Genomic DNA, 16,748 nt, shown 5'->3' on the forward strand with positions numbered 1-16,748 from the left:
CGTGTAGCTCGGTCCGACGATCTGCCGGTCCCTGGGCAGGAATGCCGTCGCGACGGCGATCACGACGAACAGCACCGAGAGGAAGCCGATGAAGCCGCTGCGCCGGCGGAAGACCCCGGCGACGATCATCACGATCCCCAGGACGATCGTGGCGGCGGCGAACCCGGCCGTCGCCTCCGCTCCCCGCCAGGTAGTGGTCGTGCTCGCCAGCGCTCCGGCGGCACCGCCGACCACGAGGGCGGCACCGAGGCTGATGGCGACGGCGCCCCCGCTCATCCGCGGGTTGGCGAGTCGTCGCAACCGGCGTCGTTCCGCGCTCGCCGCGGCCGACTGGGCCGCCCGCGCCCTGGCCTCGGCCGTCCTCTGCTGGCGCTGCTCCCGTTCCGTCGCCGCCTGCTCGCGCTTCCAGGCATCGTGTTCGAGCTTCCAGGCCGCCTGGCGCTCCTTCCAGGCGGCGAGCTCGTCCGCGGGTGCGCCGACGGCCGGTTCCGCCGGCACCGCCGGTTCCGCGGGTCCGTCCACCCCGACCGAGCGGACGACGGTGGTCTCCGGGGCGTCCGGGATGGTGTCCGGCCGGTCATCCGTCGTCGCCGGAGTCGTGGTCGGCGGCTGGTAGCCGGAGTTGCCTGCGCGCCTGATCAGCCAGACCACCAGCCAGATCCCGCCGCCGATGAGCAGCAGGCTCCACAGGCCGCGGGTGATGGCGCCTCCCACCGAGACGGCGCCCCAGTATCCGGCACCGATCGACCAGAAGCCCTGCGAGACGGGCAGCAGCCCGAGCAGGAACACCGCCGCGATGCCGGCAATGGCCCGGTCGACGACCCCGCCGAGCAGGGACTGGAGGTGGATGCGCCCGTCGGCGTCCGGCAGCAGCAGCCAGGCCAGCGCGTAGAGCAGGAAGGCCGGCCCTCCCAGGATGGCGACCACGACGACGATGCCGCGGACGATGAGCGGATCGATGCCGAGCCGCTCGGCGATGCCCGCGCACACTCCCCCGATCCAGCCGGGGCGTCTCGGCAGATCGAGGCGGCGCATCCAGTCGAAGAAGCGGTTGTCGTGGGGGGAGGTCGGCGGGGTCGGCGCGGGGCCGGGGTCGTCCTGTGTTGTTGTTGGCATGAACCGATCGTCCCGCTCCGCCGCGCCGCCTGCCATGGGGTACCACCCTGAGCGCACCCTGAGGTTTTCCTGGCCATCCGATGTCGGCCGCGCGATTCTGCTTGGATGCCTATGTGACCACCGCAGCCGCCCCCCGCATCACCCGGCCGCGCCGGGTCGTGCTCGGCGGGGTCTGCGCCGGTCTCGCCGACCATCTGCGTCTGCGGGTGAGCAGGGTCCGGCTGGTGATGATCCTCCTGGCCTTCTGCGGTGGCGCCGGAATCCTCTTCTACCTGTGGTTGTGGGCGCTGACCCCCCTGCAGCCCGTCGATCGGGAGGACCCGGATGTCGTGCGCCGAGCCGCTCCCGTCGCCGTGCTGCTCGTGGTCGTCGCGGCGATCGGGCTGCTTGTCGCGGCTGTGGGCGGCCCCTTCCTCGGGTCCCGGATCAACGCCGTGGCGGTCTCGACCCTCGCCTGCTCGGTGCTCGCGGTGCTCTGGTCCGCCTTCTTCGACCGGCGCGATCCGCGCAGGAGCGCTCGGTTCGGGATCGTGGTCCGGGGAGTGTGCGCGGGCATCCTGATCCTCATGGGACTCGCCCTCCTACTCTCGTCGAGCCGGGTCGGCGCGATGACCGCGGTGATCTCGGTGTTCACGATCGCGGCGGGAATCGCCGTTCTCGTCGTCCCCGTATCGGTTCGGGCGTGGAGCGAGCGGATGGGGGAGCGGACCGCGCGAGTGCGGGAGGTGCAACGGGCCGAGATCGCTGCCCATCTGCACGACTCCGTGCTGCAGACGCTCGCGCTCATCCAGACCCGGGCCGGGGCCTCCAGCGAGGTGGCCAGGCTCGCCAGGGCCCAGGAGCGCGAGTTGCGCGACTGGCTGTTCGCGGGGACGACCCCGACGGGCAACGACCTGGCCTCGGAGCTGCGTGATGCTGCCGCCGCCATCGAGCTGGAGTATCCGGCCCGTCTCGAGGTCGTGGTCGTCGGCGAGTCGGCGAGGGCCGCGAACGCCGCCATCGTCGCGGCGGCGCGCGAGGCCATGGTCAATGCCGCGCGTCATGCCGGGGGCGAGGTGTCCGTGTACCTCGAGGTGAGCGACGGAGCCGCCGACGTCTTCGTGCGCGACCGGGGGCCTGGTTTCGACATGGCCGATCTGCCGACCGACCGGCTCGGCGTGCGAGAATCCATCGTCGGCCGGATGTCCAGGGCGGGCGGCTGGGCCACGGTCGCGCCGGGTGCCGGGGGAATCGGCACGGAGATCCATCTCCATCTCGAAACGGAGGACGGCCATGCCTGACCGGTACAGCATCGTGATCGTCGACGATCATTCCATCTTCCGCTCGGGCCTCCGCGCCGACCTCGACGGGTCGATCGAGGTCCTCGGCGAGGCGGCCGACGTCGACTCGGCCGTCGCGATGATCGCCGACCTCGCGCCTCAGGTGGTGCTTCTCGACGTGCACCTGCCCGGTGGTGCGGGCGGCGGGGGCGCGGAGGTGATCCGGCGCTCAGGCGCGGTGCGGGAATCCACCCGCTTTCTCGCCCTGAGCGTCTCGGACTCCGCCGAGGATGTCGTGGGGGTGATCAGGGCGGGTGCCCGCGGCTACATCACCAAGACGAGCTCTGGCGCAGAGGTCAGCCGGGCCATCGCCGCCGTTGCGGCCGGCGACGCGGTGTTCTCTCCCCGCCTGGCCGGCTTCGTGCTCGACGCCTTCGGCGCCGTCGCCGGCGAGCAGGCGGAGACCAACGAGGAGCTCGACCGCCTCTCGGCCAGGGAGCTGGAGGTGATGCGGTTGATCGCCCGCGGCTATGCATACAAGGAGGTCGCGGCGGAGCTCTACATCTCCGTCAAGACGGTGGAGAGCCACGTCTCGGCGGTGCTGCGCAAACTGCAGTTCTCCTCGCGCCACGAGCTGACCGCCTGGGCCCTCGCCCGCAAACTGCTCTAGCCGGGATCGGCGCGGCCGCGCGGTGCGGGCCGGTTGCCTGCGATAGTGCCCGCGGTGGCCCAGTTCGGGCGCTGCTGTGCCGCTTACGGGGGCGCCGCGGGCGCTTGGCGGGGGCGTCTCCCGAACCGTCTTCCCTTTTTCGTCCTGTCACGTGAACATGACGTCATGGTGAAGTGACATGACGAAAAAGAGAACATCGATCGGGGCTGCGACACGCCGATGGAGCCGCGGATGACACGGCTTGCGCCCCGCCGATGAGATCGACACAACGGGAGGCCCCAGCTAGGCGAACAGCCGCCGCAGGCGGGTGATGCCCTCCGCCAGGGCCTCGTCGCCGAGCGCGTAGCTCAGGCGCAGGTATCCGCTCGGCCCGAACGCCTCCCCCGGCACGGCCGCGACCTCCGCCTCGTCGAGCAGCAGCTCGGCCAGTTCGAGGGAGGTCGTCGGGGTGTGACCGCGCCAGGTCCTCCCGAGCAGGCCGGAGACATCCGGGTAGGCGTAGAAGGCTCCGTCGGGGGTGGGGCAGTCGATGCCGTCGATGCCGTTGAGCCCGTCCACGATGACGGTGCGGCGACGCTCGAAGGCGCGACGCATGGCCTCGACCGCGTCCTGCGGGCCGGTCAGGGCCGCGATCGCCGCGCGCTGGGAGACGTTGGACACGTTGGACGACAGGTGGGACTGCAGGTTCGCCGCGGCCTTCATGACGTCCGCGGGGCCGAGCATCCAGCCCACCCGCCAGCCGGTCATCGCATAGGTCTTCGCGACGCCGTTGACGAGGATGGCCCGATCGGCCAGCTCGGGGACGGCGTCGACGATGGAGCGGGCGCGGACATCGCCGTAGGTGAGATTCTGATAGATCTCGTCGCTGATCACCCACAGGCCGTTCTCGAGTGCCCACCGCCCGACGGCCTCCACCCGCTCCGGCGGGTACACCGCCCCGGTCGGGTTCGACGGCGAGACGAAGAGCAGCACCTTGGTGCGCGGCGTCCGCGCGGCCTCCAACTGCTCGACCGTCACGAGGTAGCCCTGGTCTGCCCCGGCGAAGACCTCGACCGGGACACCGCCCGCGAGCTTGATCGCCTCGGGATAGGTGGTCCAGAAGGGGGTCGGGACGAGCACCTCGTCGCCCGGATCGAGCAGGGCGGCGAACGACTGGTAGACGGCCTGCTTGCCGCCGTTGGTCACGACGATCTGCGACGGCTCGACCGTCAGACCGCTGTCCCTGAGGGTCTTGGCCGCGATCGCCTCTCGCAGCTGCGGAAGGCCCGCCGCGGGGGTGTAGCGGTGGTTCTTCGGGTCGCGGGCGGCCTCGACGGCGGCCGCGACGATGTGCTCCGGTGTGGGGAAGTCCGGCTCGCCCGCCGCGAAGCTGATGACGGGCCGGCCCTGCGCCTGGAGGGCCTTCGCCCTCGAATCGACCTTGAGCGTCGCGGACTCCGCGATGGCGGCGACGCGGGAGGAGATGCGGGATAGCTGGCGGGTCACCGCTCCAGCCTAAACGGGACGGGCCGTTGCGGGACGGGCCTCCCCGGCTTTACAGGCCGCCGAAACGTGACCTACACTGGGTCGAGGTAGTTGAAATCTGCCATCCTTTTGTATGCCCATTTCTGGGCTATCCCTTCAGGCAAACCCTTCCGGGTGACCCCTTGATTGAGCATACGAAGTGTGGTTACTTTCTCTGCAAAGGGCGGTGGCTCAATTGGTAGAGCAGCGGTCTCCAAAACCGCAGGTTGCAGGTTCAAGTCCTGTCCGCCCTGCAGCTCGATGCATGCATCCCAGCACGCATCGGCCGACGGGCTGGTGACCACGGCGCAAGCGGTGAACACCAGGCCAGTTTCCGGAAGGTAGTGACAGTGGCGCGAAAAGTCATCGACGAGCCCAGCGAGGATATCGTCGCGAACGCCAGAAAAGATCGCGGCACCAGCCGGGGTCCTTTCGGTCGACTCGCCCTGTTCATCCGGCAGGTGATCAACGAACTCAGGAAGGTCGTCACCCCGACCCGCAAGGAGCTGGTGAGCTACACCGGTGTCGTCCTGGTCTTCGTGATCATCATGATGGCGCTGGTCTACGGCCTCGACTTCGTCTTTGCCTTCGTCGTGCAATACGTGTTCGGCAACGGCGCGGGCAAGTAAGGCGACTGCCCCGGGCGAGCGCCCAAGAAGAAGTGACCGGTGCCGAGCACCGGAACGTAAGTCCCAAGAAACGGAAATGAGATTCAGTGTCTGGAACAGAGCGCGACGATATCGACCTCGCGACTGCCGCGGAACAGTCCTCAGAGGAGGACGAGGCCCAGGAGGGTTACGAGCTCGCTGCCGACGAGGCATCCGTTGAATCCTCCGAGGAGTCGGCGCTTCACGTCGTCGACGGAGCCGATGACGTGGACGACGAAGGCGACATCGAGGCCGACCTCGACGCGGCCCTGAGCGCGACGGAGGTCGCGGCCGATCCCGAGGCGGACGCCCTGGTCGACGACGCCCTCGATGTCGATTCGGTCGACGAGGCGGAGGCCGCCGTGGAGGCGACCGACGACGAGGTCGGTTTCGTCGAGGGAGAAGAGCCGGAGGTCGTTCCGTTCGATGACGCCCTCGAGGCGGAGGTCGCGTCCGAGCTGGCCGAGCAGAGCGCCCTCGACGAGGCGGGAGACGGCGAACCCGTCGAGGTCGACCCGTACGAGGAGTTCCGCCGGGAGCTCAAGGCGAAGCCGGGCAAGTGGTACGTCATCCACTCCTACGCCGGTTTCGAGAAGCGCGTCAAGCAGAACATCGAGAACCGCAAGGTCTCCATGGCCATGGAGGACTACGTCTACCAGGTCGAGGTCCCGATGGAGGACGTCGTCGAGATCAAGAACGGTCAGCGCAAGCTCGTCAACCGCGTGCGCATCCCCGGATACGTGCTCGTGCGCATGGACCTCAACGAGGACAGCTGGTCCGTCGTCCGGCACACCCCAGGGGTGACCGGCTTCGTGGGCAACTCGCACAACCCGACGCCGCTGCGTTTCGAGGAGGCCTTCAACATGCTGAAGAGCCTCGTGCAGATCGTCGAGGTCCCGGTCAAGGCCGGCGCGAAGGGCGGCAAGGTCGTCGGTCGTTCGATCCCGCAAGAGGTCGATTTCGAGATCGGCGAGACCATCACGATCAAGGAAGGCTCGTTCGCGGGTCTTCCCGGGTCGATCAGCGAGATCAAGCCGGAGAGCGGCAAGCTCATCGTGCTCGTCTCGCTCTTCGAGCGCGAGACGCCCGTCGAGCTCAGCTTCGACCAGGTGACCAAGCTCTAACACAAAGACCACCGCATCCGGGAACCGCCCGGACAGCGGGAGAGCATCCGAATCGGATGTTCGACCAAGAAAAGGAAAAACAATGGCAGCGAAAAAGAAGGTCACGGGTCTGATCAAGCTTCAGATCCAGGCCGGCGCCGCGAACCCCGCGCCGCCAATCGGCCCCGCGCTGGGCCAGCACGGCGTGAACATCATGGAATTCTGCAAGGCGTACAACGCGGCGACCGAGTCGCAGCGCGGCAATGTCATCCCGGTGGAGATCACCGTGTACGAGGACCGCTCGTTCACCTTCATCCTGAAGACCCCTCCGGCCGCCGAGCTCATCAAGAAGGCCGCCGGCGTCGCCAAGGGTTCCGGCACGCCGCACACGACCAAGGTCGGCAAGCTCTCGAAGGACCAGCTCCGCTCGATCGCCGAGCAGAAGATGGTCGACCTCAACGCGAACGACGTCGAGGCCGCGGAGAAGATCATCGCGGGCACCGCCCGTTCGATGGGAATTACGGTGGACGCATAATGGCCAAGAAATCGAAAAACTACCGCGCCGCCCTCGAGAAGCTCGAGGAAGGCAAGTTCTACACCGCGAACGAGGCCGTCGGCCTGGCCCGCGAGACCGGCTCCAAGAACTTCAACTCGACCGTCGAGGTCGCGCTGAAGCTGGGTGTCGACCCGCGTAAGGCCGACCAGATGGTCCGCGGCACGGTCATCCTGCCCCACGGCACCGGCAAGACCGCCCGGGTCATCGTGTTCGCGACCGGTCCGGCAGCCGATGCCGCCATCGCCGCGGGTGCCGACGAGGTCGGCGGTGACGACCTCATCGAGAAGGTCGCCGCCGGATACACCTCGTTCGACGCCGCCGTCTCCACCCCGGAGCTCATGGGCAAGGTCGGTCGTCTCGGTAAGGTGCTCGGCCCGCGTGGCCTCATGCCGAACCCGAAGACCGGGACCGTGACCCCGGACGTCGCCAAGGCGGTCAACGAGATCAAGGGCGGAAAGATCGAGTTCCGCGTCGACAAGCACTCCAACGTGCACTTCATCGTGGGCAAGGCGGCATTCAGCGCCGAGCAGCTCGAGGAGAACATCAAGGCCGCTCTCGACGAGATCAACCGTTCCAAGCCGAGCTCCGCAAAGGGCCGGTATATCCAGAAGGGCACCGTCACGACCACCTTCGGTCCTGGCATCCCGCTGGACATCAACGCCATCTAGGCACCAGCACGAAGGGCCCGCGTCGTCATGACGCGGGCCCTTCGTCGTCTCGGTGCGGGTGCGCTCAGCCGGCGGCGACGGCGAGCACGATCTTGCCGCGGGTATGACCCGTCTCGATCGCGGCATGCGCCTCCGGTGCCTGCCCCAGGTCGAAGACGCGGTCGACGTGCACCCGCACGTCCCCGGATTCGAGCAGCCGGCAGATGATCGCGAGGGTTGTGGCGTCGGGGGCGACCTTGTAGGTGGTGGCGCGGATGCCCGCCTCCCCGGCCTCCTCCATGACGGTCGGCCAGCTGCCGCTGGGGGCGTTGATCAGCAGGCCGCCAGGACGCAGGACCGAGATCGATCTGGTCCCGGTGTTGTCGTGCACGTTCCCGACGAGGTCGATCACCACATCGACATCGGCCAGCACGTCCTCGAACCGGGTCGTGCTGTAGTCGATGACCTCGGCCGCGCCGAGCTCGCGCAGCCAGCCGGTGTTCCCGGTCGAGGCCGTCGCGATGACGTGCGCACCGAAATAGGCGGCGAACTGCACAGCGAAGTGACCGACACCGCCGCTTGCCGCGTGGATGAGCATCCGCTGGCCCTCGTGCGCCTTGGCGAGGTCGACGACCATCCCCCACGCCGTGAGCGCGGCCAGCGGCACACCCGCCGCCTCGACGTGGGTGAGCCTGGTGGGCTTGCGGCACAGGCTGAGGGTGGAGACGGTCACGTATTCCGCGTAGGTGCCGTTCATCCGGGGGACGGGGACCATGCCGAAGACCTCGTCGCCCGGCTTGAGCGGATACGCCTCGTACGGGCTCTCGACGACGACCCCGCTGAAGTCGTTGCCGAGGATGGCGGGGAAGCGGACGATCTGGCCGGATACGCCGCCGCCTGACCTGGTCTTCGCGTCGATCGGATTGACGCCGGCGGCCATCACCTTGACGAGGACCTCGGCGTTGATCCTGGTCGGTTTCGGCACATCGGACAGGGTGAGAACGTCCGGGCCGCCGGTGGCCGCGATCACCATCGCTCGCATCGTGGTCATGGTCTCAAGTAAAGCTGGCCAATGATTCGCCGGTGTTACGGCGGTGTCAATTGGAGGCAAACTGTGAGACGTCCTAACATTCAGGAATGACCGTTGACGCCGCATCCCGTCGTGGTCGCGCGCGGCTGGAGCTGGCGGGCACCCTTCTGGGGGCCGTGTTCGTGCTGGCGGCGCTCGTCATCATCTGGATCGCCCGCGCGAGCGCCCATCGCGATCTCTACGTCAGCGAGCTCGGGGCGCGCACCGAGCCGACCGCCGGATGGTTCGAGGCGGCGCTGCTGCTCATCGTCGCGGGCGGAAGCCTCATCGCCTACGCCGGCAGGGACATCCGCTCCCGCCTTCCCTGGCTTCGCCTCTGGACGCCCGCCGTCTCGCTCTGGATCGGCTGCGGGTTCTTCCTGGTCGCCTCGCAGGTGCCGTGCACGGAGGGATGCCCGCTGCCGGTCGGCTCGAGCTTCACCTGGGAGGATCTGATCCACACGCTCGTCGCCGTGCTCGCCTTCGCCGCCGCCTGCTGGGGCATGCTCCAGGTCTCGTTCGCCAGGGGACACCGCGCCATCGCCGTCATGTCGCTGGCGGCCGGGGGCTCGGTGGCGATCATCGCCGGGGCGGGCGGCCTGCTCTCGCTGTTCCGGTTCCACATGGACTTCGGCAGCAGGCTCGAGCTCGTGGCGACCACCATCGCCCTCGGCTGGGTGCTCGTCCTGGGGCTCGCGATCGCGGTGCGGCCGGTCAGGAGCGACTAGACCCGCGTGCTCCCGAGGAGGTCGAGCACACGATCGGCCAGCTGCACGAGCAGGAAGATCTGGTTCTCGTCCCTGTCGATCCACCGGCATTCCGGCTCCGGGTTGGTGGGGACGAAGTCGTCGTGCTGCTCCCAGACGAGCAGGGTGCGCTCGGCACCGAGAACGTACTGCTGCCACCACACCTGTCGCAGGTACGAGCGGGGGATCGAGCGCCAGCGCGACTTGGTCGTCTTGATCTCCGCCAGCTCGAGGACACCGGATGCGGACACGGCGAGGCCGTCGGGCGTCGCCAGGTGCGCGGGCCGCCCCGCCGCATGGAACAGGGCGTCGCTCGGCTCGATGCCGTACCTGGCCTGCACCCAGCGCGCGATCTCCGGCTCCCTGGCGCGGCCGTGATCGGTGTAGACGTTCCCGCCGAAGCCGCTGCCGCGGATCTTCTCGAGGGCGACCGCCTGGACGGAGGATGCGCCGGACAGTCGCGCGACGTCCGTCGCGGTGATCCCACGGCTGCGTGCCCGCAGCCAGGCCACCCGGTCGGCGGAGTGCGCGAGGATGCGGTCCCGATGGTCGGGCGTGGGCTCGTCCCACAGCGAGAGCATCGGTTGGACGAACACCTGTCCATTGTCACCCGTCCGTACGACCACACCCGGCAGCCGAGGGTATATATCGAAAATCTGGCGACTTTCTCTTGCAGGTCGACAGAAGTCTCCCTAGAGTGAGAACCGGCTCGTCCGTCCGCCGAGGAGCCCACCTCACCCCCACTCAACGAGGAGACACTGTGTCCCAATCGCGCCTCTCGGTGCAGCTGTATACGGTCCGCGATGCGATCGCGGCCGACCTGGGCGGCGCGGTGACGCGCCTGTCGTCCATCGGATTCACCCGGGTGGAACCCTACAATTTCGTCGATCGTGCCGACGAGTACCGAGCCGCCTTCGAGGCGACCGGCATCGTCGCGCCCTCCGCTCACGCGAGACTCGTCGGCCAGGAGCTGGAGCCGATCTTCGCGGCGGCCGAGAAGCTCGGCATCACGACGGTGATCGATCCCCACATCGACGAGGAACGCTGGACCAGCCGCGAGCTGATCGCCGGCGTCGCCGCGGATCTCAACCGCTTCGCCGCCATCGCCGCCGACCGCGGCCTGTCCATCGGCTACCACAATCACGCCTTCGAGCTGGAGAACGTCATCGACGGCGTTCCCGGGCTGGAGATCCTCGCCGACCACCTCGACGCATCCGTGCACCTCGAGGTGGACACCTACTGGGCGGCGGTCGGCGGCCAGGACCCGGTGGCCCTGCTGCAGCGACTCGGCGACCGGGTCGGCTTCCTGCACGTCAAGGACGGGCCGATCACCAAGGACGACAGGGAGCAGGTCGCCGTCGGATCCGGCGCCGTTCCCGTCGCGGACATCATCGCCGCGGCCCCGGACGACGCGCTGCTCGTCGTCGAGCTCGACGACTTCGCCGGCGACGTCTTTACCGCGGTGGCCGACAGCTATGCATGGCTCACCGCTCGGGGGCTCGAATGACCGGCACGGGACCGGTCGGCGTCGGGATCATCGGTGCCGGGGTGATCAGCGATCAGTATCTGAGTAACATCGTCACCTTCCCGGATCTGAAGCCGCTGTTCGTGGCGGATATCGATCTGGGGCGTGCCGCGGCTCAGGCGGCGAAGTACGGCATTCCGGGGTCGGGCTCGGTGGAGGAGTTGCTCGCTCATCCGGAGATCGAGATCGTGGTGAATCTGACGATCCCGGCCGCCCACACCGAGGTCGCGACGAGGGCTGTTGCGGCGGGTAAGAGTGTGTGGACGGAGAAGCCGTTCTCCCTCGACCGTCCGTCCGGGCTGGCGTTGCTGGATGCGGCCAAGGCTGCGGGTCTGCGGGTGGCCTGCGCTCCAGACACGATCCTCGGGGCCGGGCTGCAGTCGGCCCGCCGCCTCATCGAGTCGGGGGAGATCGGGGCGCCGCTGACCGGCCTGACCCTGTTCCAGAGTGCGGGACCGGAGTCGTGGCATCCGTCCCCGGAGTTCCTCTTCGCCGTCGGCGGCGGCCCGCTCTTCGACATCGGGCCCTACTATCTGACGACGCTCGTGCAGATCTTCGGCCCGGTGGCGAAGGTGACGGCGACCTCCTCGACGGCCAGGCCGACCAGGGTCATCGGTTCGGGACCGCGGGCCGGGACGGTGTTCCCGGTGGAGGTGCCCACCCATTTCAGTGTGTTGATCCAGTTCGAGGGCGGCCAGTCGGCGGTCAGCGTGTTCAGCTTCCAGTCCGGCCTGACCCGCGGGGGCGTCGTCGAGATCGCCGGGGTGGACGGCACGGCGGTGCTCCCCGACCCGAACGTCTTCGACGGCGACACCGTCGTCTGGCGGGACAGGGATTCCTCGGAGACCTTCGCGCCGGAGGGCGCGAGTCTGGGGCGGGGGACCGGGGTGGTGGAACTCGCCCAGGCCATCAGGGCGGGACGTCCGGAACGCGCCTCGGGAGAGCTCGGGTACCACGTCCTCGACACCATGGTCTCGATCGCCGAATCCGCCGAACGCGACGAACCGGTCGCGGTGGCCAGCACGGTCGTGCTGCCACCCGCCCTGCCCGCGGACTGGGACCCGAGGGTGGCGACGCTCTAGCGGGACCGCACCGCCGGTAGAGCCCGTCTCGTCCTCACCCAACGTGCCGTGGCGGCGGGAGGTACCGCACCCTGCGGCGGCGAAATCGTCTCGCGGCGGGAGACGGGCCTCCCGCCGCGAGACAGCTTCTCCCGCCGCCGGCCCCAGTTCCGTCACGTCGATGGCCTCCCGACCCGGGACGCTCTAGCGGGGCTCGACCCCGAACGTTCGCGGGGCGAGCCGATCCTGGAGCACCAGGGCGGCGGCACCGACGGCCGCGGCATCGGTCGGATGCGTCGAGAGCCTCACCTCGATGGCGTGCCTGGGCCGGGCGAACAGCGTCCTCGCGAGTCGTTCCTTGACCACCCCGACATACAGCGATCCTGCCACGGCGAATGCCGGCCCGGCCAGGATGACCCAGTCGAGGTCGAGGAGGGTGGCAGCGATGCCGATGGACTCGGCGAGGTCCTCGGCGGAATGCGTGATCGACTCGACGGCCAGCTCGTCCCCGAGGGTCGCCGCCGTCGAGATCGTGGTGAAGTCGGAGAACGGGTCCTTGCCTCGGAGAGTCAGCGAAGTTGTCGACCCGTTCGCGATCGCGGCCGCGGTGGCCGCGACGACCCCTGCCGGGCCCGAGATGCGCTCGAGTGTGTCCGCTCGCGCCCCGCTGCTCGGCGAGGCGATCCACAGCTGCCCCAGCTCGCCGGTATTGGAGCTCGCACCGCGATAGACCGTCCCATCGATGAGGATGCCCGCTCCGATGCCGGCGCCCATGTACACGACGCACATGGTCGAGGCATCCGGTGCGGCTCCGCCCCAGAACTCTCCGACGGCCGCCGCGGTGGCGTCGTTGTCGAGCAGGACGGACCGCCCTGTGGCATCGCCCAGCGCATCGCGAAGCGGAAAATCGGACCACCTCGGCAGGCTGGGGGGAGCCAACAGCACTCCGCGTTCGAGGTCCTGGGGACCGGGGGCCACGAGCCCGATGCCGATGATCGAGTCGCTCCTGAGAGCGAGGTCGCCGATGAGCGTGTCGATGTCGTGAGCCATCCGCGCGATCTGCTCTGCCGGTGGTGCGTCGCTCGCGCCAACCGTACGCAATCGAGCGACGATCGCCCCGCTGAGGTTCGTGACGACATAGGTGAGGGAGTCGGCTCCCAGTTGCACGCCGATCGCGTACCGCGCCGTCGGATTGACGTCGATGAGAACCCGGGGCTTGCCTCCGGTCGACCGCTCGCGGCCGGTCTCGAGCACAAGACCCTCGGCGAGCAGCTGGCGCACGACGTTGGTCATCGTGGCCGGTGTCAGGCCGGTTCGCTCGGCCAGCTCGACCCGGCTGATCGGTCCCGACGACCGCACGAGATCGAGAACGAGCCCCTTGCTCGTTCTCAGGGTCACGCTCGCGCCGGAATGGCTCATGTCATCCTCCTCTGAATAATTGTAAGGTTCTTAATAAAGTGGGCTAAAAAACTGCGGGGGAGGACCGTGTCGATTGGGATGGTCCTGCGGCGATCGCCGCACCTGCCGGGAGTCGAGCCGTTCTATTCCGAGTTCATCGCCGGAATGGAGGATGCGCTGCGGGATTCCGGCGACTCCGTCGTGCTGCACATCGTTCCCGGACTCGAGGAGGAGCTCGAGAGCTACCGCCGTTGGGCCGCTTCGGGACATGTCTCGGCTGTCGTGGTGCGCGACATCGTCGCCGGCGACGTGCGCGCGGAGGTTCTCCGCGGTCTCGGCCTGCCCGTGCTGGTGCTCGGCGATCCCGGCTACACCGAGGGCGAGGGAATCGCGACCCTGCAGGTCGACAACTTCGGAGCGATGACCCAGGCGGTCGAGTTCGCCGTCGGTCTCGGCCATCGGGTCATCGGAAGGGTCGCCGGTCCTGCGCATCTGCTGCACACCGGCGTGCGTTCACGATCCTTCCAGGAGGCCGTCGCCGCGCATGACGTGATCGGCCTGACCGCGGTGGGGGACTACTCCGAGGTCAGCGGCTCCCTCGCCGTCGAGAAGCTGTGGCGGGATCCCCACCGACCGACGATGATCATCTTCGACAACGACGCGATGGCGGTCGGAGGCCTGGGCTTTGCCATCCGCAACGGTGTCCGGGTTCCCGATGAGCTCTCCATGCTGGCCTGGGACGATTCCATCCTCTGCCGGCTTTCCGAGCCTGCGCTCTCGGCGATGCGCCGCGACATCCATGCCCTCGGCGCGACGGCCGTGGACATCGTCGGCGAGTTGCTGGCGGGACGGTCACCCGTCGCCAGACTCGCACCCCTTCCCCGCCTCATCGTCCGGGGAACCACCGGGTCGCCCCCGCGGCGCTGAATCGGCTCGCCGGAGGATCAGCCCTCCTCGTCGACCGCCGTCACATGCAGTACGAACGCCTGGGCCGGCCAGAGCGCCGGGGTCTGGAGTCCAACCGTCGACAGCACCCGGCCGGGCAGCACGATCGTCTTTCGGGACATCCATTCGGGAGTGGTGAATCCGTGACGGGTGGGCCCGATCTCGTCGCGGAGCCGCACCAGGTACCGGCGGTCGGGATCCAATCCGTGGAGGCGCACGTGCTCAGGCTGGGAGTCCTCGAGGGTCGCGAGGCTCGCTACGGTGTACACAGCCTGCGTGTGATCGGGGGAGACCGCGCCGGTGAGCCGCAACGCCGCATCCCTCAGGTCGGCATGGACCGCGACTCCACCGTGGATGATCGGCCGGAGCTCCTTGTACAGCGCTGCCCACCGTGTGATCGTCTCGAGTTCGTCCGGGGTGCACTCCGAGATGTTCCACTCGAACCCCGCGGAGCCCATCAGGCTGGTCGCCAGCCGGAAGCTGAGATCGGTTACTCTCCCCGAGCTGTGCGACCGGGTCGGGCCGACATGACCGCCGACCAACTCCGGCGCGAGCATCAGCTGGGTCCATCGCTGAATGTCCTGGCGCTCGATGGGGTCGTTCGAGTCGCTCGCCCAGACCCTGTCGGTCACCTCGAGGATTCCGAAATCGGTGCGCGCGCCGCCGCTCGAGCACGATTCGATCTCCAAGCCGGGATGCGCAGCCTTCAGCTCGCCGATAAGCCGGTAGAGCGCGGTGATCTGGGCGTGGGTACCGGGTCTGCCCGCGTGCATCGATTCGACCAGATCGCGGTTGTTGTCCCATTTGATGAAGTCGATGCCGAGTTCGGTGACGAGGGCACTGATCTGGCCGAACACGTGTGCGTATGCGGCGGGGTTTGCGATGTCGAGCACGTACTGCGACCGCCACGAAAGCTCCGCCGGGGCGGGCACATGGGCGGGATTGTGGAGCAGCCACTCCGGATGGTCCTGCGCGACCCTCGAATCGAGGTTCACCATCTCGGGCTCGAACCACAGCCCGAACTCCATGCCGAGACCGTGCACCCGGTCGGCGAGCGGCCGGAGTCCCTGTGGCCATACCGTTGTGTCGACGACCCAGTCGCCAAGGCCCTTTGTGTCGTCGCGGCGGGACGGGAACCAGCCGTCGTCGAGCACAAATCGTTCGACGCCGACCTGCGCCGCGAGGGCTGCCAGTTCCAGAAGAAAATCGGGATCGTGATCGAAGTAGACCGCCTCCCAGGTGTTGAGGACGAGAGGCCGAGGCGTGACCGGATGCTGCGGACGGGCTCGGAGGAAGGCATGAAACCGCGCAGAGAGGCCGTCGAACCCGCCATCCGTCCAGGCGAAGTAGGCCACGGGGGTCTCGTAGCTTCCCCCAGGCGGAATGGTGATCTCCCCGGGCCGAAGCAGCTCACCTGCGCCGAGAATCGTGACGGAGTCGTGCTGACGATCGGTGCGGTAGGTCGCGTCGGCACTCCAGCCCAAGTGCACGCCCCACAACTCCCCGGTCCTGTCGGTCGGGGAGCCGATGGAGCCGATGAGCAGCGTCGGCGAGTCGTGCCCGGAGCGTCCGCGCCGGGTCTGCCGCACATTCGATCCGCGCGGGATGGGGGTGGTGTGTGGCACCTTCTCGCGGGTCCATCGACCGCTGAACGACGTGAGGTGATCGATGGCCTTCGGGGCGGGCATCGTCGCTTCCAGCCATCCGACTTCGAGGTCGCTGTCGTCCCCGTCGAAGCGGGCGATGTTCTCGATCGTGTGCTTGACCGTCACGATTCCACCCGCGCCGATCGCTGCGGCGAAGGTGAATCGCAGACCGGCGGCACCGTCGGCGGCAACCAGGGTGATCGACCGTTCCGTCGATTCGACGGAGGTCACGACGAATCGCGGAAAGACGGGAATGCCGTCCCGAACGAGCAACCCACCCGGTCTGCCGACCCAGCCGTCCGACTCCTGGGGAAGGATCGAGACCTGCCACGCGGCATCCAGGGTCTGCGGAGGAGTCTGACGGCTGACCGCCGCCGCAAGATCGGCGAGATCGCCATCGGTCAACGGGCCCAGGTCGCGACCCCAGTGCAGGATCGTCGGAAGACCGACTTCTGGCTGACTGAGAACGATGCTGATTCCGTCCCCTCGAAGCACCGTGTAGCCGGGCATCGCCGAGGTTGCAGTCATGGGTTGTCTTTTCTCAATGGTGGACACGGGCATGACATCACCCGCGATCGAGGACTCATGTGCGGTCACGACCGAGTCCATCCGTCGTCTGCTCCTGCCGGAGAGAGTTCGAGACCGTCGCGGGACCCGAGCCGGCGAAACAGGCCAGGAGCGACCATGCTCATCGGATGTTTCCTTCCCTGTCGGAGGGTTTCGGAAAAGGCCGATCCCCATCCACCATGAAACCATACTTGACGAACTAAATTTACTACGGTAACAATGTCTTTTATCGGGTGCTCTTTTCCGCATCCCCGTAACCGCACCGGTTCATCAGAGGCATCGGTGTTGAG

General features: G+C 68.1%; 16 protein-coding genes and 1 tRNA gene. 11 read left to right on the forward strand and 6 right to left on the reverse strand.

The annotated features are described in order from the left end of the window. A partial coding sequence (locus tag VGC18_RS13415) for a PspC domain-containing protein (protein WP_331098213.1) occupies window positions 1-1,152 on the reverse strand: 1,152 nt, incomplete at its 3' end. Between the two features lie 77 nt (window positions 1,153-1,229). On the opposite strand from VGC18_RS13415, the gene VGC18_RS13420 reads away from it, so the two are divergent. Both VGC18_RS13420 and VGC18_RS13425 read left to right on the forward strand, forming a co-directional pair. Beyond that, window positions 1,230-2,396: a PspC domain-containing protein gene (locus tag VGC18_RS13420; protein ID WP_331098215.1), complete on the forward strand. Its 1,167-nt coding sequence runs from the start codon at window positions 1,230-1,232 to the stop codon at window positions 2,394-2,396. Continuing rightward, window positions 2,389-3,045, forward strand: a complete 657-nt coding sequence (locus tag VGC18_RS13425) for a response regulator transcription factor (protein ID WP_331098217.1) — start codon at window positions 2,389-2,391, stop codon at window positions 3,043-3,045. The genes VGC18_RS13420 and VGC18_RS13425 overlap by 8 nt, the downstream gene beginning before the upstream one ends. A gap of 282 nt (window positions 3,046-3,327) precedes the next feature. On the opposite strand, the gene VGC18_RS13430 is transcribed toward VGC18_RS13425, so the two are convergent. Continuing rightward, the gene (locus tag VGC18_RS13430) at window positions 3,328-4,530 is read right to left on the reverse strand and encodes a pyridoxal phosphate-dependent aminotransferase (protein ID WP_331098219.1); all 1,203 of its coding nucleotides are present in this window, start codon (window positions 4,528-4,530) and stop codon (window positions 3,328-3,330) included. A gap of 199 nt (window positions 4,531-4,729) precedes the next feature. Here VGC18_RS13430 and VGC18_RS13435 point away from each other — a divergent pair. The 5 genes from VGC18_RS13435 to rplA all read left to right on the forward strand — a co-directional run bounded on the left by VGC18_RS13435 (window position 4,730) and on the right by rplA (window position 7,522). Next, a tRNA-Trp gene (locus VGC18_RS13435) sits at window positions 4,730-4,802 on the forward strand. A gap of 96 nt (window positions 4,803-4,898) precedes the next feature. Further along, on the forward strand, window positions 4,899-5,177 hold the full coding sequence (gene secE, locus VGC18_RS13440; protein WP_331098221.1) for a preprotein translocase subunit SecE: 279 nt from the start codon (window positions 4,899-4,901) through the stop codon (window positions 5,175-5,177). 86 nt (window positions 5,178-5,263) lie between these two features. Beyond that, window positions 5,264-6,319 (forward strand): transcription termination/antitermination protein NusG, encoded by a 1,056-nt coding sequence (gene nusG, locus VGC18_RS13445; RefSeq protein ID WP_331098223.1) that lies wholly within the window; start codon window positions 5,264-5,266, stop codon window positions 6,317-6,319. Window positions 6,320-6,401: 82 nt separating this feature from the next. Next, the gene (gene rplK, locus VGC18_RS13450; RefSeq protein WP_331098225.1) at window positions 6,402-6,833 is read left to right on the forward strand and encodes a 50S ribosomal protein L11; all 432 of its coding nucleotides are present in this window, start codon (window positions 6,402-6,404) and stop codon (window positions 6,831-6,833) included. Next, window positions 6,833-7,522 (forward strand): 50S ribosomal protein L1, encoded by a 690-nt coding sequence (gene rplA / locus VGC18_RS13455; protein ID WP_331098227.1) that lies wholly within the window; start codon window positions 6,833-6,835, stop codon window positions 7,520-7,522. Before rplK ends, rplA begins: the two co-directional genes overlap by 1 nt. A 64-nt stretch (window positions 7,523-7,586) precedes the next feature. On the opposite strand, the gene VGC18_RS13460 is transcribed toward rplA, so the two are convergent. Beyond that, window positions 7,587-8,552, reverse strand: a complete 966-nt coding sequence (locus tag VGC18_RS13460; protein WP_414672889.1) for an NADP-dependent oxidoreductase — start codon at window positions 8,550-8,552, stop codon at window positions 7,587-7,589. 86 nt (window positions 8,553-8,638) lie between these two features. On the opposite strand from VGC18_RS13460, the gene VGC18_RS13465 reads away from it, so the two are divergent. Continuing rightward, entirely contained in the window at window positions 8,639-9,298 is a 660-nt protein-coding gene (locus VGC18_RS13465; protein WP_331098230.1) for a DUF998 domain-containing protein, read from the forward strand. Here VGC18_RS13465 and VGC18_RS13470 read toward each other — a convergent pair. Then, window positions 9,295-9,897: a YqaJ viral recombinase family protein gene (locus VGC18_RS13470; RefSeq protein ID WP_414672890.1), complete on the reverse strand. Its 603-nt coding sequence runs from the start codon at window positions 9,895-9,897 to the stop codon at window positions 9,295-9,297. The two genes, VGC18_RS13465 and VGC18_RS13470, sit on opposite strands and share 4 nt — an antisense overlap. Window positions 9,898-10,076: 179 nt before the next feature. Between VGC18_RS13470 and VGC18_RS13475 the strand changes: the two genes are divergently transcribed. Then, window positions 10,077-10,823 carry a sugar phosphate isomerase/epimerase gene (locus VGC18_RS13475; protein ID WP_331098234.1) on the forward strand — a complete coding sequence of 249 codons (747 nt, stop codon included), beginning with the start codon at window positions 10,077-10,079 and terminating at the stop codon, window positions 10,821-10,823. Continuing rightward, on the forward strand, window positions 10,820-11,923 hold the full coding sequence (locus VGC18_RS13480; RefSeq protein WP_331098236.1) for a Gfo/Idh/MocA family oxidoreductase: 1,104 nt from the start codon (window positions 10,820-10,822) through the stop codon (window positions 11,921-11,923). Before VGC18_RS13475 ends, VGC18_RS13480 begins: the two co-directional genes overlap by 4 nt. Before the next feature lie 183 nt (window positions 11,924-12,106). On the opposite strand, the gene VGC18_RS13485 is transcribed toward VGC18_RS13480, so the two are convergent. Further along, entirely contained in the window at window positions 12,107-13,321 is a 1,215-nt protein-coding gene (locus VGC18_RS13485; RefSeq protein ID WP_331098238.1) for an ROK family transcriptional regulator, read from the reverse strand. Between the two features lie 66 nt (window positions 13,322-13,387). Between VGC18_RS13485 and VGC18_RS13490 the strand changes: the two genes are divergently transcribed. Further along, window positions 13,388-14,227 carry a LacI family DNA-binding transcriptional regulator gene (locus VGC18_RS13490; RefSeq protein ID WP_331098240.1) on the forward strand — a complete coding sequence of 280 codons (840 nt, stop codon included), beginning with the start codon at window positions 13,388-13,390 and terminating at the stop codon, window positions 14,225-14,227. A gap of 17 nt (window positions 14,228-14,244) precedes the next feature. Here the strand turns inward: VGC18_RS13490 and VGC18_RS13495 are convergent, their stop codons facing one another. Then, the gene (locus VGC18_RS13495; protein ID WP_331098242.1) at window positions 14,245-16,419 is read right to left on the reverse strand and encodes an alpha-galactosidase; all 2,175 of its coding nucleotides are present in this window, start codon (window positions 16,417-16,419) and stop codon (window positions 14,245-14,247) included. Window positions 16,420-16,748 lie beyond the last annotated feature (329 nt).

Source organism: Lacisediminihabitans sp., assembly GCF_036404185.1.
Classification (GTDB): Bacteria; Actinomycetota; Actinomycetes; order Actinomycetales; family Microbacteriaceae; genus Lacisediminihabitans.